16 protein-coding genes are annotated in these 17,273 nt (G+C 38.2%); 11 read left to right on the forward strand and 5 right to left on the reverse strand.

The features are described 5' to 3' along the window. The first annotated feature begins 66 nt into the window (after positions 1-66). From MF646_RS14455 to MF646_RS14495, 9 genes are all read left to right on the forward strand, one after another. Positions 67-1,830: a 2-oxoacid:acceptor oxidoreductase subunit alpha gene (locus MF646_RS14455; protein WP_250097215.1), complete on the forward strand. Its 1,764-nt coding sequence runs from the start codon at positions 67-69 to the stop codon at positions 1,828-1,830. Position 1,831: 1 nt separating this feature from the next. Further along, entirely contained in the window at positions 1,832-2,698 is an 867-nt protein-coding gene (locus MF646_RS14460; RefSeq protein ID WP_250097216.1) for a 2-oxoacid:ferredoxin oxidoreductase subunit beta, read from the forward strand. Positions 2,699-3,092: 394 nt separating this feature from the next. Next, positions 3,093-4,184: a TRAP transporter substrate-binding protein gene (locus tag MF646_RS14465; protein ID WP_250097217.1), complete on the forward strand. Its 1,092-nt coding sequence runs from the start codon at positions 3,093-3,095 to the stop codon at positions 4,182-4,184. Positions 4,185-4,213: 29 nt separating this feature from the next. Continuing rightward, positions 4,214-4,783, forward strand: coding sequence for a TRAP transporter small permease (locus MF646_RS14470; protein WP_250097218.1), 570 nt, complete (start codon positions 4,214-4,216; stop codon positions 4,781-4,783). After that, positions 4,773-6,080: a TRAP transporter large permease gene (locus tag MF646_RS14475; RefSeq protein ID WP_250097219.1), complete on the forward strand. Its 1,308-nt coding sequence runs from the start codon at positions 4,773-4,775 to the stop codon at positions 6,078-6,080. The genes MF646_RS14470 and MF646_RS14475 overlap by 11 nt, the downstream gene beginning before the upstream one ends. Before the next feature lie 158 nt (positions 6,081-6,238). Next, the gene (locus MF646_RS14480) at positions 6,239-7,024 is read left to right on the forward strand and encodes an IclR family transcriptional regulator (RefSeq protein WP_250097220.1); all 786 of its coding nucleotides are present in this window, start codon (positions 6,239-6,241) and stop codon (positions 7,022-7,024) included. A 215-nt stretch (positions 7,025-7,239) separates the two neighbouring features. Next, on the forward strand, positions 7,240-8,592 hold the full coding sequence (locus MF646_RS14485; protein ID WP_250097221.1) for an aromatic ring-hydroxylating oxygenase subunit alpha: 1,353 nt from the start codon (positions 7,240-7,242) through the stop codon (positions 8,590-8,592). Continuing rightward, entirely contained in the window at positions 8,589-9,113 is a 525-nt protein-coding gene (locus tag MF646_RS14490) for a 3-phenylpropionate/cinnamic acid dioxygenase subunit beta (RefSeq protein ID WP_250097222.1), read from the forward strand. The genes MF646_RS14485 and MF646_RS14490 overlap by 4 nt, the downstream gene beginning before the upstream one ends. Before the next feature lie 131 nt (positions 9,114-9,244). Continuing rightward, on the forward strand, positions 9,245-10,705 hold the full coding sequence (locus tag MF646_RS14495) for an aldehyde dehydrogenase family protein (protein ID WP_250097223.1): 1,461 nt from the start codon (positions 9,245-9,247) through the stop codon (positions 10,703-10,705). A 52-nt stretch (positions 10,706-10,757) separates the two neighbouring features. Here the strand turns inward: MF646_RS14495 and MF646_RS14500 are convergent, their stop codons facing one another. The 3 genes from MF646_RS14500 to MF646_RS14510 form a co-directional block, all read right to left on the reverse strand. Then, positions 10,758-11,966, reverse strand: coding sequence for a CynX/NimT family MFS transporter (locus tag MF646_RS14500; protein ID WP_250097224.1), 1,209 nt, complete (start codon positions 11,964-11,966; stop codon positions 10,758-10,760). A gap of 100 nt (positions 11,967-12,066) precedes the next feature. Beyond that, positions 12,067-12,843 carry an IclR family transcriptional regulator gene (locus MF646_RS14505; RefSeq protein ID WP_250097225.1) on the reverse strand — a complete coding sequence of 259 codons (777 nt, stop codon included), beginning with the start codon at positions 12,841-12,843 and terminating at the stop codon, positions 12,067-12,069. Between the two features lie 29 nt (positions 12,844-12,872). Beyond that, on the reverse strand, positions 12,873-13,631 hold the full coding sequence (locus tag MF646_RS14510) for an IclR family transcriptional regulator (RefSeq protein ID WP_250097226.1): 759 nt from the start codon (positions 13,629-13,631) through the stop codon (positions 12,873-12,875). Positions 13,632-13,772: 141 nt separating this feature from the next. On the opposite strand from MF646_RS14510, the gene MF646_RS14515 reads away from it, so the two are divergent. Further along, on the forward strand, positions 13,773-14,966 hold the full coding sequence (locus MF646_RS14515) for a 4-hydroxybenzoate 3-monooxygenase (RefSeq protein ID WP_250097227.1): 1,194 nt from the start codon (positions 13,773-13,775) through the stop codon (positions 14,964-14,966). A gap of 63 nt (positions 14,967-15,029) precedes the next feature. On the opposite strand, the gene MF646_RS14520 is transcribed toward MF646_RS14515, so the two are convergent. Together MF646_RS14520 and MF646_RS14525 are read right to left on the reverse strand one after the other, a co-directional pair. Further along, positions 15,030-15,974 (reverse strand): amidohydrolase family protein, encoded by a 945-nt coding sequence (locus MF646_RS14520; RefSeq protein WP_250097228.1) that lies wholly within the window; start codon positions 15,972-15,974, stop codon positions 15,030-15,032. Between the two features lie 97 nt (positions 15,975-16,071). Further along, positions 16,072-16,851 (reverse strand): IclR family transcriptional regulator, encoded by a 780-nt coding sequence (locus MF646_RS14525; RefSeq protein ID WP_250097229.1) that lies wholly within the window; start codon positions 16,849-16,851, stop codon positions 16,072-16,074. Positions 16,852-17,078: 227 nt separating this feature from the next. On the opposite strand from MF646_RS14525, the gene MF646_RS14530 reads away from it, so the two are divergent. Further along, positions 17,079-17,273: aldehyde dehydrogenase family protein (locus MF646_RS14530; RefSeq protein WP_250097230.1), on the forward strand; the 195-nt coding region annotated here is incomplete at its 3' end.

The raw sequence follows: 17,273 nt of genomic DNA on the forward strand, positions 1-17,273 counted from the left end.
ATAGAAAAGTAACTTATTGAAAACGCTTTATATCGAATGAGAAAACCTTTAGAGGGAGTGAAACATATGAGAGAGCAATTATCATGGAAAGTAGGAGGGCAACAAGGAGAGGGGATTGAAAGTACTGGTGAAATTTTTGCAACAGCCCTAAATCGCCTTGGGTATAATTTGTATGGCTACCGTCATTTCTCTTCACGAATCAAAGGTGGTCATACAAATAATAAAATTAGAGTTAGTACAAAACCACTTAATTCAATTTCAGATGATTTAAACATTCTCGTCGCTTTTGATCAAGAAACAATTGATGTAAACTTTCATGAATTGAAGGAAGAGGGTTTGATTTTAGCTGATGCTAAGTTCAATCCAACTATACCTGATGGATGCAAGGCAAACTTGTGTATTGTACCATTTACAGAAATAGCCTCCGAGTTAGGAACTTCTTTAATGAAAAATATGGTTGCAGTAGGGGCAACGAGTACGATTTTAAATCTTTCTCCTGAAACGTTCAGAGTTGTTGTAGAGGATATCTTTATGAAGAAAGGAGAAAAAATCGTAGAGAATAATATGAAAGCAATTTATGCAGGAGCCGATTATTTAAAAAATGATCCTAATATTGAAAACTCTGGTCTTACTTTAGCTCAAGCAGATGGAAAACAGAGAATGTTTATGATTGGAAATGATGCAATTGGAATGGGAGCTGTAGCAGCTGGGAGTCGGTTCATGGCTGCCTATCCTATTACACCAGCGTCGGAAATTATGGAGTATATGATTGCAAAACTTCCGGAACTTGGCGGAGCAGTCATTCAAACTGAGGATGAGATTGCGGCATGCACGATGGCAATTGGAGCAAATTATGCAGGTGTCCGTTCATTCACAGCCTCTGCAGGCCCTGGTTTGTCATTAATGGCAGAAGCAATTGGCTTATCAGGTATGACCGAAACTCCTCTTGTTGTTATAGATACACAACGCGGAGGACCTAGCACGGGATTGCCTACAAAACAAGAGCAATCTGATCTTATGGCTATGATTTATAGCACTCATGGAGACATCCCTAAAATTGTTATGGCACCAAGTACAGTAGAGGAGGCATTTTATGACACCGTTGAAGCGTTTAACTATGCGGAAGAGTATCAATGTCCTGTCATTATAGTGACTGATTTAGCTCTTTCACTTGGAAAGCAAACAGTTGAACCACTAGATTTTTCAAAGGTTGAAATTCGACGTGGAACGTTAGATATAAATGCTCAATTGCCTGAACGGGTGGATGGTGCTTATTATAAACGTTATGAACTAACGGATAGTGGTGTATCGAGTCGCGTGATCCCAGGAATGAAAAATGGAATTCATCACGTAACCGGGGTGGAACATGATGAAACAGGTAAACCATCTGAAAGTCCGGTAAACAGAAAGAATCAAATGGATAAACGACTGAGAAAGCTTTCTGATTTATGTAATCGCTTTACCAATCCCGTTCACGTTCATGCAGATCATGAGGAAGCTGATTTATTAATTGTTGGGGTGAATTCGACACGAGGGACAATTGAAGAAGCGCTGCCTAGACTTGAAGCGGATGGAATTAAAGTCAATCACGCTCAAATCCGCCTGCTGCATCCATTTCCTGTTGATTCATTAAAGCCGCTTATGGCTAAGGCAAAAAAAGTCGTAGTTGTGGAGAATAATGCGACAGCACAATTAGCAAATATTATAAAAATGAATGTTGGTGGTAGTAACATCGAAAGCGTTCTTAAGTATGATGGAAACCCATTTTTGCCAACGGAAATTCATGAATTATGTTCTACACTTATTCAAAAAAGCAAGGAGTTGGCATAAAATGGCTACATTTAAAGACTTTCGTAATAAAGTGAAGCCGAACTGGTGCCCTGGATGTGGAGATTTTTCTGTTCAAGCTGCAATACAGCGTGCTGCTGCAAATGTTGGAGTTGAACCAGATAATCTTGCTATTATATCAGGTATAGGCTGTTCTGGTCGTATTTCAGGTTATATTAATTCCTATGGTTTGCATGGAATTCATGGGCGTGCGCTGCCAATCGCTCAAGGAGTAAAGATGGCAAATAAGGATTTGACTGTGATCGCATCTGGTGGAGATGGAGATGGGTTTGCAATCGGAATGGGACATACGGTTCATGCAATCAGGAGGAACATTGACATTACCTATATCGTCATGGATAACCAAATTTATGGGTTAACAAAAGGGCAAACGTCACCACGAAGTGATGTGGGTTTTAAAACAAAAAGTACTCCAACAGGATCTGTAGAATCTTCATTAAATGTGATGGAAATGGCATTAACAGCTGGTGCAACATTTGTAGCACAAAGTTTCTCTAGTGACTTGAAGGAATTAACAGCGTTAATTGAGAAAGGGATTGAACACAAAGGATTCTCACTTATTAATGTATTTAGTCCTTGTGTCACGTTTAATAAAGTTAATACGTACGATTGGTTTAAGACGAATATTACAAAATTAGCAGATGTTCAAGACTATAATGAAGAAAATCGGATGCAGGCAATGCAAACATTAATGGAACATAACGGTCTTGTTACAGGTTTAATCTATCAAAACAAACAACAACCTTCGTATCAAGAAATGCTTACTGGTTATTCAGAAAAACCACTTGCACATGAAAGCTTGCAGTTAGATGAAGAACAGTTTAATAAGATGATGTTAGAGTATATGTAACGACAAAACTAGAGAGCCCCTAAGTCATTCGACTTAGGGGCTCTCTAGTTTCAAACAAATTATGACAAACCTAATAACTGAAAGGAGTTAAAAGGTAGAAAAAAGAAGTATAAAGGGAGATCATTTTTAGTTTTTATCAAATAGTTCCTTTATTTCAAAAAAAAATTATTTTGTTGTGTATAAAAGAACAGACCAGTTGTTCTGTTTTTTTAAGATATATACAATAAAACTAACAACATGTAGAACTTTCAAAAATTTAATTAAGTAGTAAAGTATACCGTGAAAATTTATTTTATCATAAAAAGGAGGGAGTTTATAAAATAGATTTGTAAGCGGTTAAATGGGGAGTTACTTAATTATTTTTTATAAAAAACTAATTTGGGGGTAGATTTTTATGAAAAGGTTTACAAAGAGATTCTCTTTTTTTAGTTTAATGATCGCATTCTTGCTATTAATTTCAGCATGTGGTTCTAGTGATAGTTCAACTGACTCAACTAATGATGCGGATAGTTCAGATTCAGAAACTAGTCAGACAGGTGAATCGGTTACATTTAGTATGGGACATATGAACTCTACAGAGCATGTTCAAGATTCAATGGCAATGAGACCATTTGGTGAAGAGGTAGCTGAGGCAACGGATGGTCGCGTTAACTTTCAAATCTACCCTGGTGGAGCATTAGGAACACCAGCTGAAACATATGACAATATCGTAACAGGTATTATGGATTCCGGTTGGGGATTACAAGGATACAATGCAGGGAAATTTGAAGTACACTCAGTTATGTTATTACCGTTCTTAGCGGATGGAGATGGAGCAAAGTTAAGTGTCATTGCTCAAAAACTATATGATCAATTTCCTGAAATTCAAGCAGAATATGATGATGTAAAATTAATGTGGGTTCATGCAGCAGACCCTTACGCAATTGTTACTTCTGGTAAACAAGTAACTAGTTTAGAAGATTTACGTGGTCTTAGATTAAGAACTCCGTCAGTTGAGGGAGGTAAGATGATCGAATCATGGGGAGCAACTCCAGTATCTATGCCTGCTCCAGAAATTTATGATTCTATGCAGCGTGGGGTTATTGACGGAGGGATTTTACCGGTAGCAGCTTTAGCAGATTTCAATTTATTTGATGTTGTAGATTATGTAACGATTGGTAACTTTAGTACTGGTTTATTCTACACAGCGATGAATAAGAATAGTTGGGACCGTATACCTTCTGATGACCAAACGATTATTGAAGAATTAATGGGTGAACCAATGGCTCGTACGGCAGGAGAAGCGTTTGATGCTCAAGAAGAAAAAGCAAGAGCTAAGGCAGAGGAAGAAGGTATTGAATTCTTTGAGTTAGACGATGCAGAACTTGATAGATTCAAAGAAGCTGCGCAAGTAGTAACAGATGAGTGGCTTGCAAACATGGAATCTAAAGGAATCGACGGTCAAGCGATCTTAGATGAAGCTTTACGTTTAATGGAAGAAAATTAATAGCAAGCTATTCCTACTGAGGTGATTTTATGAGCTCGAACGCAAAGGAAGTTCAAAAGGAAATGTTGGGATCTGAGGATCCCAACCAATCCTCTTTGCAAGAACAAACGACGAAATTTGAGAAATTTGTTCATTCTCTTAATAATGCTACACATCGAGTGTCGATGCTCGTCCTCTTTCTAATGATGTTTCTTACTACGGGAGATGTTATTGGACGGTATTTTTTTTACAAACCAATAACAGGTACGTATGAATTAACTGGTTTGGCAATGGTCATTGTTATTTTCTTAAGTTTGGGAAGGACTCAATTAAAGAAAGAGCACATTTCCATTGATTTCTTAACTAGCAAATTACCTGTGAAAATTCGTGAATCAATTAATGTTGTTACGTCTGTTATTATGCTTGCTTTACTAGGTACAACATCATGGCAGTTATTTGCCTATGCTCAAAGATTTGGAGCACAGACAAGTGGAGATTTAGGGATTCCAATGAAGTTCTTTGCTATTTTAGCTGCTATTGGGGTTTTGTTTTACGCTCTAACAATCGTACTCAATATCTGGCAATCTATTCGTAAGGTGGTGCAAAAGAATGAGTCCTGAAATGATTGGTATGTTAGGTATAGCTTTATTATTAGTTCTTATTCTTTTGAATGTATCCGTAGGACTTTCATTATTTCTAGTAGGGTTTCTAGGGGTGTCTTTGCTAACGGATTGGAGTGTTGGGTTAGCACAGTTGGGTACGGCTGCATTTGGAACGGCAAACGCTTATAGCTTAAGTGTAATTCCCTTATTCATTTTGATGGGGATGTTTATGTCAAATACGGGTTTGGGTCAAGATCTTTTCAAAGCTGTTGATAAATGGTTAGGTCATACTAGAGGCGGTTTGGCCATTGCAACTATTGGAGCAAGTTCCATTTTCGCCGCTATTTCGGGTTCAACAAATGCAACAACGGCAACAATGGCAAGAATTGCGATACCTGAAATGAATAAATATAAGTATTTACCGTCGATGTCAACGGCAGCTGTTGCTGCTGGTGGAACATTAGGAATATTAATTCCTCCTAGCGTTATTTTGATCTTGTATGGGGCACTTACTCAAGTTCCAATAGGTCCTTTGTTAATTGGTGGGATTGTTCCTGGTCTATTATTAGCAATAATCTTTATGATTACAATTAATATTCAAGTGCGTTTAAAGCCAGAGTTAGCTCCGAGGTCTTTAGAATCTTCATCTTTCAATGAGAAATTGCGTTCACTTTCAACGGTATGGCCGTTTTTAATTATTTTTATGGTCAGTATTGGTGGTATCTATTTTGGAGTATTTACTCCAACGGAAGCAGGTGGAATTGGGGCGATTGGAGCGTTTTTAGTCACCCTTTTCACAAAAAAATTAACATGGGAGAAATTAAAATCTTCTTTAGATGATACCATTCGCTTATCTGTAATGATTTTCTTAATCTTAATTGGTGCAAGTATTTTTGGGCGCTTTTTAGCGCTAAGTCAGATTCCTATGAAATTAACATCGATGGTAGGATCAGCTGACGTATCACCTTATGTAATCTTATTGTTAATATTACTAGTTTATTTAATCTTGGGTATGTTCATGGAAGGGATTGCAATTATGGTTTTAACACTTCCAATTGTTTATCCAATGATTACGCAACTTGGTTTTGATGGACTTTGGTTTGGAATTATTATGGTAATGGTTCTTAACATTGGTGTACTAACTCCACCACTTGGATTAAGTGTGTATATTATTAGTGGTGTTGTAAAAGATGTACCAATCACAAAAATATTCCGAGGCGTAACACCAATGGTTCTTGTCATGGTTGCATTTACTATTTTACTAATCATTTTCCCGGAAATTGTAACTTTCTTACCAGATATATCCAGGTCCTGACGATTCAAAAAAACCTTCTTATTATATAGTGAGTATGGAAAAGGGAAAGCGACCTTCCTCAGTACTCTCTATAGTAAGGAGGTTTTTTAAAATTTGAAATATTGTTCGGTAGGTGTTTAAATAAAAATAATAATGAACAGAGAAACTGGAGATTAAAAATGAGAGAACTTAATTTAGAGCCAATTCAATCAGTAGAGCGTGCTATTCATATTTTAAATTGTTTTAGTTACGAAAAGTCTGAGCTAACGATAGAAGAAATCATGAGCAAGACGAAGCTAGCGAAAACAACGACATATCGACTACTTTGGACGTTAGAGCGCAATTATCTAGTTCAATACAACCAAACGACGAACCGCTATCGACTTGGCACAGGTTTGCTTGAATATAGTGGTGTTGTACTTGAAAACTTAGATATTCGAAGAGAAGCAGATCCTTATTTAGTAAAACTTCATGAAGACACAGGTCATTCAGTGATCCTTGCCCAACCTCAATCCGATACCATTCAATATTTAGTTAGGTATGATAGTGAAGATGGCCTGCAGCCTAATAACTTTGTAGGAAGAAGGCGTGTCCTTCATAATGGAGCATTTGGAATTGTTTTGTTAGCACATATGGAGACGAGTTTTGTTGAACAGCTTCTTAAAGAATACCCACTTGAATCAAGGACGCCAAAGACTTTGACTGATAAGACAAAATTTATTGAACGACTTGGGGAAATTAGAGCAAAAGGATATTTCGTTGACGTTGATGAAACATTTATAGGTTATACGGCTATCTCAGCACCCATTTTTAACGATAGAAATCAAGTAATTGCAGCTGTTGGCATTTCTGGCCCTAGCTATAAAATAGAAGGGGATAGGAGAGAGGAATTAATATTCACCATTAAGAGTGTAGCATCAACCATTTCTCTTAAAATGGGACAAATAAAATCTAATACAATATGAAATAGAATTGAACAAAGGTTTGATCATTCAGTACCCCTTGGAATAATCGAAGGGGTTTTTGTTATGCAAGATTAATTAATAGAAAATTCATTTTATATTGACATATTGCTATTTGTTGGGTATATTTGACCTATAAATTCATTATAGAAATCAGTAGTTCATAATATGAATTGTAAGCGCTTAATTATATTACCTTTTACAAGGAGGAAGTTTCAATGATTAAAAGAGAACTAGATGAGAAACTTATTCAGCAGTTAAAGGAGAAAATGGACGAAGGCTTGTTACCTCAGTGGGTTATTACAGACCCTGATATTTATGAACTTGAAAAAGAGAAAGTCTTTAGTAAGACATGGCAATTCTTAGCTCATGAAACAGAATTAAAAGAACCAGGGAGCTATGTAACAAGATGGATGGTCAATGATCCAATCTTACTTGTAAAAGATAGCAAAGGTGAGATTAAGGCTTATTTAAATTCCTGTACTCATCGTGGTACACAATTATGTACAGCAGACCGCGGTAAAAAGAAAACATTTTCTTGTCCGTATCATGGTTGGAGCTACAATCTAGATGGAAAATTAATTGGAATTGTTGCTGGGAATAAAGTATATGGCGAAGAAATGTGTAAAGATGAATGGGGGCTTCGGAAAGTTCCTAGACTTGAAAGTTATCAAGGAATGATTTTTGGCTGTCTTGATCCAGAAGCTGAATCGTTAGAAGATTATTTGGGAGAAATGAAATGGTATTTTGATATGATGCTAGGTCGAAGTGATGGAGGCATGGAAGTAATTGGCCTCCCACAGCGCTGGGTAGCAAAAGCAAACTGGAAATCAACAGCTGAAAATTTTGCTGCGGACCCTTATCACGTTCAAACAACTCACAGATCGACGGTTGAGATGGGAATAAGCCCAGAGGATCCACTTTACGCTGGTTATGGACACCAAGTCGTGATGAAAAATGCACATGGCATAAATGTTATTACTTCAAAAACAGGTCGCTCTAGAACTGAATTCCAAGGCATGCCAAAAGAAATGTGGCCAATGTTCCAACGTAATTTATCACCTGAACAAGCAGACATTTTAGAAAGAGTGACTGTCTTTGTTGGAGGCGTGTATCCAAACCTTTCGTTTGTGAGTCCAGTACATGGAACAGAAGGTCATTTGCATAATTACTTAAATTTCCGCGTTTGGAGACCGCTTGGCCCTGATAAAGTCGAGGTTTGGTGTTGGTTTATGATTGATAAGGCTGCTCCTGAAGAATACAAAGCGGATGCATACAGAGGCTATCTTGGTTCGTTTGGTCCAACTGGAACGTTGGAACAAGATGATACGGAAACATGGGCAAGAATTGTAGAAGTAAGTGGTGCGTCCATGATGCGTGATAAAGAGCTAAATTATAATAATTTAAGTAATTATTTAATGGGTTTTAGTCACGTAAAGCAAGATGAGTCTTTCCCTGGACCAGGTGTAGCGTATCCGACAACATATTGTGATGCATTAGCAAGAAGAATGCATGAGCATTGGCTAGATTTACTTACTGCAGAGACTTCTGTAAAGGAGGAAGCGAAATGAGTAATGAAGTAAAAGCTCACGTATCACTAGAAGTAAAAGATCAAATTACGAATCTTCTTTATCAAGAAGCTTATTTTCTGGACAACCGCATGTATAAAGAATGGCTGGAACTATTAACAGACGACATTAAATATAAAATGCCTTTACGTGAAACGGTGGAAGGGGTAAATATTGATAATATCTCAGTCGATTCAGCTTTTTACGAAGAAACAAAAGCTTCCCTAAGAACAAGGGTAAATAGACTTTATACGAAATCAGCTTGGGTTGAAAATCCAGCTACAAGGCAACGCCACTTCATCACAAATGTTGTTGTAGAAGCAGGGGATCATGAAGATGAGTATAAAGTGCGTAGCTATTTTCTATATAAACGAAGCCGTGGCTCTACTACAGACCTTGAAGAAATGTTTGGTCAAAGAAACGATGTAGTTAGAAACGTAGATGGTGAGTGGAAAGTGTGTTCACGTACGATTATTCCAGATCAAGCGGTCATTACAACAATGAATATGAGTATGTTCTTGTAATTTGAAATAACTAGCATTTGTTGCATCTATAAGAACGCCACTCTTTTATAAAAGCTAGAATATTACTATAATAAATGTAAGCGTTTGCTATTAAGTGGTAACATAAACAAATTGGTAAGGGAGTGGCTTAGATGCAAAACTATGAACAATTAAACAAAAGTTTTATTAATGGTGAGTGGGTAAATGGAGGCAGTGATCGTTCCTATGATATTACAAATCCTTACGATGGCTCTCTGATCACTTCTATTAAATTAGCTACATCTAAGCAAGTAGAAGAAGCATTTGAAATTGCCAAAGCTGCGCAAAAGCAATGGGCGAAAAGCACAGTGGATGAGCGGAGAGAAGTCTTACATAAGGCTGCTGACTACTTGAAGGCCAACCGTGATGAAATTGTAAATGTCATAGGCCGTGAAACAGGTGGAAGTGTATTAAAAGCAAATGTAGAGCTTCATTTAACACTTGAGTTTCTAGAAGAAGCGATTAAATATGCCGACGAGGTCAATCAAGTACGGGAAGTACCTGGGCATGTGGAAGGGAAATTAAATCACATTCACCGAGTTCCATTAGGGGTCATTGCGTCGATCTCGCCATTTAACTTCCCTATGAATCTATCAATGAGAACGATCGCTCCAGCGATTGCGCTAGGAAATAGCGTGGTGCATAAGCCAGATATCCAAGTAGGGTTAAGCGGTGGTGCGATTTTAGCGAAAGCATTTGAAGAAGCTGGACTTCCAAAAGGTGTATTAAATGTGATCCAAACAGATGTTGAAGAAATTGGCGATGATATGCTTACGAATCCAAATTACCAATTGGTGAGTTTCACGGGATCTACAGCAGTAGGTCGTCATATTGGCGAAATTGCCGGTAGAAACTTAAAGCGTGTCGCGCTTGAACTTGGTGGAAACAGTCCAATGATCGTCTTATCCGATGCCGATGTTGATCGTGCGGTGGAAGCAGCGATTTTTGGGAAGTTCATTCACCAAGGTCAAATTTGTATGATCATTAACCGGATTATCGTTCATCAAGATAAACATGATGAATTCGTACAAAAATTTGTCGAGAAAGCCTCGGCACTCCCGTACGGAGATACAAGTGATCCGAAAACGGTTATTGGACCTCTAGTAAATGATAGACAAATGGAGAAGGCACTGAACTTCATTGAGGAAGCAAAACGCGAGGGCGCTAATGTTGCCTTAGAAGGGGAACGTATTGGGAATGTGCTAACGCCATTTGTCTTTACGAATGTAGATAATTCCAGTCAACTAGCGCAAAGTGAATTATTTGCCCCAATTGCGACGATTATTAAAGCGGAATCAGATGAACAAGCGATTGAATTTGCGAATGATACCGAGCATGGATTAAGCTCTGCAATCTTCACAAGTGATTTGGAGCGCGGGGAAGAGCTTGCGTTGCAAGTCGAAGCAGGGATGACACATATTAACGACCAAACGGTAAATGATGCGCCGCATATTCCATTTGGAGGAAACAAAGCAAGTGGGTTAGGCCGCTTTGGAAATCCGTGGGTTGTGGATGAGTTTACGACGACGAAGTGGGTGTCGGTTCAGACAAAGTATCGTCAGTTTGCGTTTTAATTAAGGTAAAGGGTCTGTTCTTCCTATGTGGGAAAAGAACAGACCCTTTCTTTTATGCTCTTAATTTCTCAGGCTCTGATTGGAAAAGGAATTGAGCGCGCCCGGCATGGACCCCAGAGATTCCCATCGCAAATATCATCACAAAAAATAACAAAAATGCTGGGGACCATGATTGGAAGAGGTCAAAGAAAAGCCCCATCAGAAGAGGTCCTAATGCAGCAAGTAAATAACCTGCTGATTGTGCCATGCCAGATAGGTTTGCTGCATCATATGCGTTTTGCGAGCGTAAGCCAAATAAACTTAATGAAAGGCTAATACCAGCTCCTTGTGCAACCCCTAAACACATCATATAAACAGACATCAAACCTAAAGAACCGCCAAGGTAGATTCCGAGAAAACCAACCGTATATAGGAGTGCGATGCCTAAAACAATTCCTTTTTGATTTGAAAGACGTCCTGCTAAAATAGGCACGAGTAAAGTTGCAGGAAGACCGACGATTTGGGTTAGTGTTAATAACCAACCGGCAGTTGGAATATCGATGCCACGACTCACGAGAATCTCAGGAATCCAAGCGATAATACAGTAAAAAATACAAGATTGAAATCCCATAAAAAACGTTACTTGCCATGCAAGTTTAGAAGACCAAATGGAACTGTTTGGAGACTGTGAAACTTGAGCCGGACTCTTTTGTTTTCGAAGCTGGGGAATCCAGGCAAGAACGGCGACTCCTGCTAAGATAGCCCAGACAGCTAAGGATTTCTCCCAGCCTAGGTTAAACCCTTGAGCAAGAGGAATACTAACACCAGAAGCGAACGCTGCCATTAAAGCCATAGACGTCGTATAAATTCCAGTCATAAGACCCATTTTCTCAGGAAACCTACCTTTAACGATCCCTGGAATTAACACGTTGCAGATCGCAATCCCTAATCCAAGCATAGCTGTTCCAAAAAATAACGCAAACACCATCCCCGTTGAACGGAAGAGAATCCCCATCGTGAGGATTAATAGAGCAATAAAGACCGTTGTTTCATTTCCCCACTTTCGGCCAATTTTAGGTGCAAGTATGGAAAAGGCACCGAAGGCAAGTAAAGGTAGTGTTGTAAGCAACCCTATCACACTGTTTGAGAGATTCGTATCTATTCGGATTGTACTGATTAAAGGTCCAACAGCCGTTATAGAAGATCGTAAATTAAATGCTACGAGCATTAAGCCAATAAGAAATACTAGGCCTTGAAAGGTACGTATCGAACGTTTGCTCATGTACACCTCTTTCTGAGTAAAAGCTCTCAACTATTGATTAGAATATATTAATTATAGTACTAGCATTCCTTTTAGACTAGAACGTTTGTAAGTTAAAAGGTTATTTCAAAACTTTATTTGAACTTTCTGTAATTTTCGTTGCTGCTAATTTAACTAATTTAATCATAGATTCAATTTTTAACTTGTTTATTCTTGTAGTTGGACCAGCAATGCTAACAGATGCAACAACGTGTCCTTTATGATAGATTGGTGCTGCAATGGACGTCACTCCTATGTGCATTTCCTCTTTGCTAACCGCAAATCCTTGCTGATGAATCTTAGATAGAGCTTGTAAAAATACTCTTGACGAAGTAATTGTTTGAGGTGTGTATTCCGGCAAGCCTGCTTGGATCACTTCTTGAATTTTATTTTCTGACTGATAAGCCAGGATAACCTGTCCAGAACTTGTGCAGTGTATTGGATTTTGTCTGCCTGCATGAGATAGAAGATGAACAGGATGAGAACTATCAACTTTATAAAGGTAAACAACTTTTGTCCCTTTTAAAATCGATATGTGCGCTGTTTCTCCTGTTTTCTTTGTTAAATCTTCTAATATAGGTATGGAGACTTGGCACAATTTATATTTGCTTAAAAAGGTATTGCCCATTGATAAAATAGATGAAGCGGGACGATATGTTTTGGTATTAGGTTCTTTCACAATAAGATTTGAGTGGATGAGCGTTAGTGTGAGTCGGTGAGCTGTACTATGGGCAATTTGTAATTTCTCTGCAATCTCACTTAACGTTAATTCTGGTTCTTCAATTGTAAACAAGTTTAATAGTCTGAGAGCATTTCGCATGGAAGAAAAAGATTCATTGTTAATGGCTGGATATCTCATTTTGGTCTCCTTTCAAAAGTACAAAATCTTTAATCAACGAACCCTAGTTTCTCTGAAATTTCCTGACCTGCTTTGATCACCTCTTCTACATATTGAGGAAAGGAATCTTCTCTCATACGCGAAGTAGGCCCAACGATGCTTACTGCTGCAATGACTCCCCCAGTATAGTCTCTGACAGGTGCAGCAATGCTTACAACTCCATCATGTAATTCATTTACACAAATCGAATAACCTTGCTGACGGATCACTTGTAAATCATTCAACAATAAATCTTGATCGACAACACTAGTAGGCCCGCATTTAGGAAGGCTACCATTTATAACATTTTTCACAACAGTATCAGACTGAAAAGCTAATAACAGTTTTCCTGAACTAGTGCACGTTGCTGGATTGTTTTTCCCAATATAAGATAACAATTGAACAGGGTGCTGACATTCTACTTTATGTAGATACGTAATGTTGGATTCTTCTAGGATTGCAACATGTGCAGTTTCTTCTACTTTATTTACGAGTGCTTGTAAAGGAGATTTTGCTTCACGATAAATTTCTAAATGAGTTGTAATAACGCCACTTAAGCATAGTACAGAAATACCTAGCTGGTACTTAGATCCTGTTTTTTCCAAGAAATCTTCCACTACTAACTCTTTTACAAGTCGACTGACTGTACTTTTGTTTAAGCCGAGAACATTTGCTATCTCTGTGACTCCCCAGGTAGACTTTTTATTTGTGAATAAATGTAAAATGGCAAGCCCGTTTGACACTGATTTTAGAACTCCTTGCATTTCCATACAGTAAATCCTCCTAAAAAAGTTAAATGTTTCACATAAAAGAAATAGAGTCTTTTATTCTGAACATTCCCATATTATTATTTTAATTGAGGATAGTAAGCGTTTTCAATAATTATTTGTAAAAACGAGAGGGGTATTTTCATGAAAACACAAGTAGGTATCATTGGTGCTGGTCCAGCTGGTCTTATGCTTTCACATCTTTTACACCTTGGAGGCATTGAGTCTGTTATTCTAGAAAACCGTTCAAGGGAGGAGATAGAAGGTACCATTCGTGCAGGTGTGCTTGAGCAAGGAACGGTTGACCTTTTGAATGCTACTGGGGTAGGAGAGCGGATGATGCGTGAAGGTCATACACATCATGGAATTGAGCTTCAGTATAATGGAATTAGACATCGAGTCAATATGCATGAACTTACTGAAGGAAAGAGTGTTATGGTGTACCCACAGCATGAAGTAATTAAGGATTTGGTAGCGGAACGATTAGGCGCAGGTAGCAAGATTTATTTTAGCGTTAGTGATGTAACTCTTCATGACATTGAGACAGAGTCACCAAAGATCCGTTTTAAACACGATGGAGGAGAGGAAGAACTTGTCTGTGATTTCATAGCTGGTTGTGATGGTTTCCATGGACCAAGTCGTAAAATGATTCCAAACCGTACAGAAAATCAAAAGATTTATCCTTTTGGTTGGCTAGGAATTCTTGCAGAAACCCCAATTGCAAACCCGGAATTAATCTATTCTAATCATGAGAGAGGGTTTGCACTTATTAGTCAGCGAACACCTGAAATTCAACGTCATTATATTCAAGTAGATCCGAATGATGATATTGCAAATTGGTCAGATGACCGTATCTGGACTGAACTAAAAGCACGAGTGGAAACAGATGGATGGACGTTACCAGACGGACCAATTATTCAAAAGAATATTGTATCTATGCGAAGTTTTGTGTGTGAACCGATGCAGCACGGTCGATTATTTATTGCGGGAGATGCAGCACATATCGTACCGCCTACTGGAGCAAAAGGCTTGAATTTGGCGATGTCTGATGTTCAAGTTCTTAGCAAGGGAATTGAAATGTTTTTTAAATCAGGGAGCAATGATCTGCTAGAAAGTTATTCAGAGATCGTTTTACGTCGCATTTGGAAAGCACAAAGGTTCTCTTGGTGGATGACAACGATGCTTCATCGTGATTTTAGTCATACGTCATTTGAGAGAGGAATTCAAATTAGTGAGTTAGACTATGTAACTTCCTCCCGTGCAGCGTTAACAAGCTTATCTGAAAACTATGTTGGCTTGCCTTTAGAATGGGAAAGTGCAAAGGCGTTACAAGTATAAAATATGTAAGAGGCTGTCTCAAAAGGTCAAAGAACGGACCCTTTTGAGACAGCCTCTAATAGATTATTCGTTTCCTTGTAATAAAGACTTTGCTCCTTTTGAAAAATCGATAGAAGGAGGCCATGCACAGAGGTCGAATGGATAGTCAGAACCAGGAACAATACGTTCTTCACCTACAGATTTAGCTAAGAATTCTAATGTGTTTTGATTCCATAAGACCGTGTCATACCAAAAATCTTTTAAGTATTCGGTCGGTTCTTTTTGTAAGGCCTTTGAAACAAGTGGCCACATCTCATTCCCTTTGTTCATTCTGCCAATTTGATAAGGGAGAAATCCGCCTCCGTGTGCTAATAGAATTCTTGCGTCATTATACGTATCTAGCATACCGCTAAGTAGAATATCAGTAGCTGAGACTGTTGTTTCCCAAGGCACACCAATCAAATTTGGCATCATTCTCTGCTTTAAACGTGGGTCTTCACATAACAAAGGATGAATGAAGACGATGGCTTTTTGTTTATTTGCTTCTTCCCAGAACGGAATGAAAGAAGGGTCTGATAGTAACTTGCCATCGAGTCCTGGTCCAATAATCACTCCTTTTAACCCTGCATCCATTGCATCTCGTAAATCACGAGCAGCTAGTTCAGGATGATTTAGCGATACTGTTCCTAAGGCAGAGAGTTGCTGGCTGTTTGAGTGGCTCCACTTAGCTAGAGATTGGTTGTAAACCGTTGCTAGTTCACTTGTAATCTCAGAAGGGAAGTCGTATAAAAATAGCTGGGGAATCGGTGAAACGATGGCATGTGTTACACCAACTCTTTCCTTTTCAGTTAAATACAAGTTGGCATCTATGAATTCTTTTTTTAACTCAAACGCCCATTTGTTATTGATTGAAAGAAAATCTTCTTTGTCGGGGCTTTTTTTAATCCAACTAGCGTTTACTTGTTCTTTGTTGTCATTAATCCATGTCATTACTTCTTCAGGGATAAAATGAGTATGAAAATCATGCATATCTGTCAGCTCCTTTTTAATTATAGGTTGGTTGGAATCGCTTTCAGTTCACCTGACAATTAAACAGATTTTATAGTCTAGGTTCAGTTTAGTTATACTAGAATGCTCGGTACCCTAACCTTGCTGAAATTTGTTTACCTGCTTCAATTACTTTTTTTGTATGGATCGGAATGGAGCGTTCTGTAAGTCTTTGCATTGGGCCAACGATGTTGACGGATGCAATAACCTGACCTGTATAATCTCTCACAGGGGATGCAATTGATACAACACCTTCAAAGATTTCTTCAATACTTAAGGCATAGCCTTTTGTGCGAATTTCTTTAAGGGCTTTATATAATTGATCTCGGTCTGTAATGGTATTGTCTGTGAAGTGTTCAAAGCCCCTAGCAATAGTTCTTTCAACATAGTGCTCCTCGTTATAAGCGAGCAGTACTTTACCTGAACTAGTTGCATAAGCCGGGTTTCTTTTACCAATATGCGTAAATGCTCTGACATGGTGTTTGCTCTCTACCTTGTGTAGGTAAATAACATCTAGTCCATCAAGGATAGCTAAGTGGGCCGTTTCACCAGTTTTTTCAACTAACTGATGCAAAACAGGCATCGCTTCCTTATGAATTTCAAAGTTTGATGTACACACACTTGCAAGAGAAAGGATCGATAATCCTAAACGATACCGTTGGTTTTCCGGGTTCTTTTCTACGAATCCTTCACTAGCCAGTGTAGACATTAACCGACTTACTGTACTTTTTCCTAAATCTAGGTCTTTCGCTAGATCAGTAATCTTTAACTCTGACTCCTCCATAGAAAACCTTCTCAAAATTCGGAGTGCATTTTTCACTGATGATAATGTGTAATCCTTTTTCTTTTCGGTTGGCACATAAAAAACCTCCCATTCTGTTGTGTATAGAGGAACGATGTTCTTTTATAGAAGTTGAATTCACTATATCATAATAAATGAGAAAAATGAATAATCAAAAAATTATTTAAAAAAGTTTTTAATTGTTGCGTATGAAGGAACAACGGTCTTTTATGAGGTACAAATATTGATTATCCTATACGTAAGAACAGATTATAACTTCAATTTTCAGGATGGGGGAATTTATAATGAAAACGGTTACTACTGCAGCAGGGATTGATTGTAGACATTTTATTAATGGGCAGTATAGGGATTCTGAAAATAATAAAACATTCATTAACACGAATCCAGCTAATGAAGAGGTACTTGGTTCAGTTGCTGAAGGTGGCAAGGAGGAAATTGACTTAGCTGTAGCAGCAGCCAAAAGAGCACTAAACGGTCGC

This window comes from Halalkalibacter alkaliphilus (genome assembly GCF_023555415.1).
Taxonomy (GTDB): domain Bacteria; phylum Bacillota; class Bacilli; order Bacillales; family Bacillaceae_D; genus Halalkalibacter; species Halalkalibacter alkaliphilus.

Excerpts from the sequence above, each read along its gene's own strand:
- MF646_RS14455 (WP_250097215.1), top strand. The coding sequence starts at position 67 with ATGAGAGAGCAATTATCATGGAAAGTAGGAGGGCAACAAGGAGAGGGG.
- MF646_RS14460 (WP_250097216.1), top strand. The coding sequence starts at position 1,832 with ATGGCTACATTTAAAGACTTTCGTAATAAAGTGAAGCCGAACTGGTGC.
- MF646_RS14465 (WP_250097217.1), top strand. The coding sequence starts at position 3,093 with ATGAAAAGGTTTACAAAGAGATTCTCTTTTTTTAGTTTAATGATCGCA.
- MF646_RS14470 (WP_250097218.1), top strand. The coding sequence starts at position 4,214 with ATGAGCTCGAACGCAAAGGAAGTTCAAAAGGAAATGTTGGGATCTGAG.
- MF646_RS14475 (WP_250097219.1), top strand. The coding sequence starts at position 4,773 with ATGAGTCCTGAAATGATTGGTATGTTAGGTATAGCTTTATTATTAGTT.
- MF646_RS14480 (WP_250097220.1), top strand. The coding sequence starts at position 6,239 with ATGAGAGAACTTAATTTAGAGCCAATTCAATCAGTAGAGCGTGCTATT.
- MF646_RS14485 (WP_250097221.1), top strand. The coding sequence starts at position 7,240 with ATGATTAAAAGAGAACTAGATGAGAAACTTATTCAGCAGTTAAAGGAG.
- MF646_RS14490 (WP_250097222.1), top strand. The coding sequence starts at position 8,589 with ATGAGTAATGAAGTAAAAGCTCACGTATCACTAGAAGTAAAAGATCAA.
- MF646_RS14495 (WP_250097223.1), top strand. The coding sequence starts at position 9,245 with ATGCAAAACTATGAACAATTAAACAAAAGTTTTATTAATGGTGAGTGG.
- MF646_RS14500 (WP_250097224.1), bottom strand. The coding sequence starts at position 11,966 with ATGAGCAAACGTTCGATACGTACCTTTCAAGGCCTAGTATTTCTTATT.
- MF646_RS14505 (WP_250097225.1), bottom strand. The coding sequence starts at position 12,843 with ATGAGATATCCAGCCATTAACAATGAATCTTTTTCTTCCATGCGAAAT.
- MF646_RS14510 (WP_250097226.1), bottom strand. The coding sequence starts at position 13,631 with ATGGAAATGCAAGGAGTTCTAAAATCAGTGTCAAACGGGCTTGCCATT.
- MF646_RS14515 (WP_250097227.1), top strand. The coding sequence starts at position 13,773 with ATGAAAACACAAGTAGGTATCATTGGTGCTGGTCCAGCTGGTCTTATG.
- MF646_RS14520 (WP_250097228.1), bottom strand. The coding sequence starts at position 15,974 with ATGCATGATTTTCATACTCATTTTATCCCTGAAGAAGTAATGACATGG.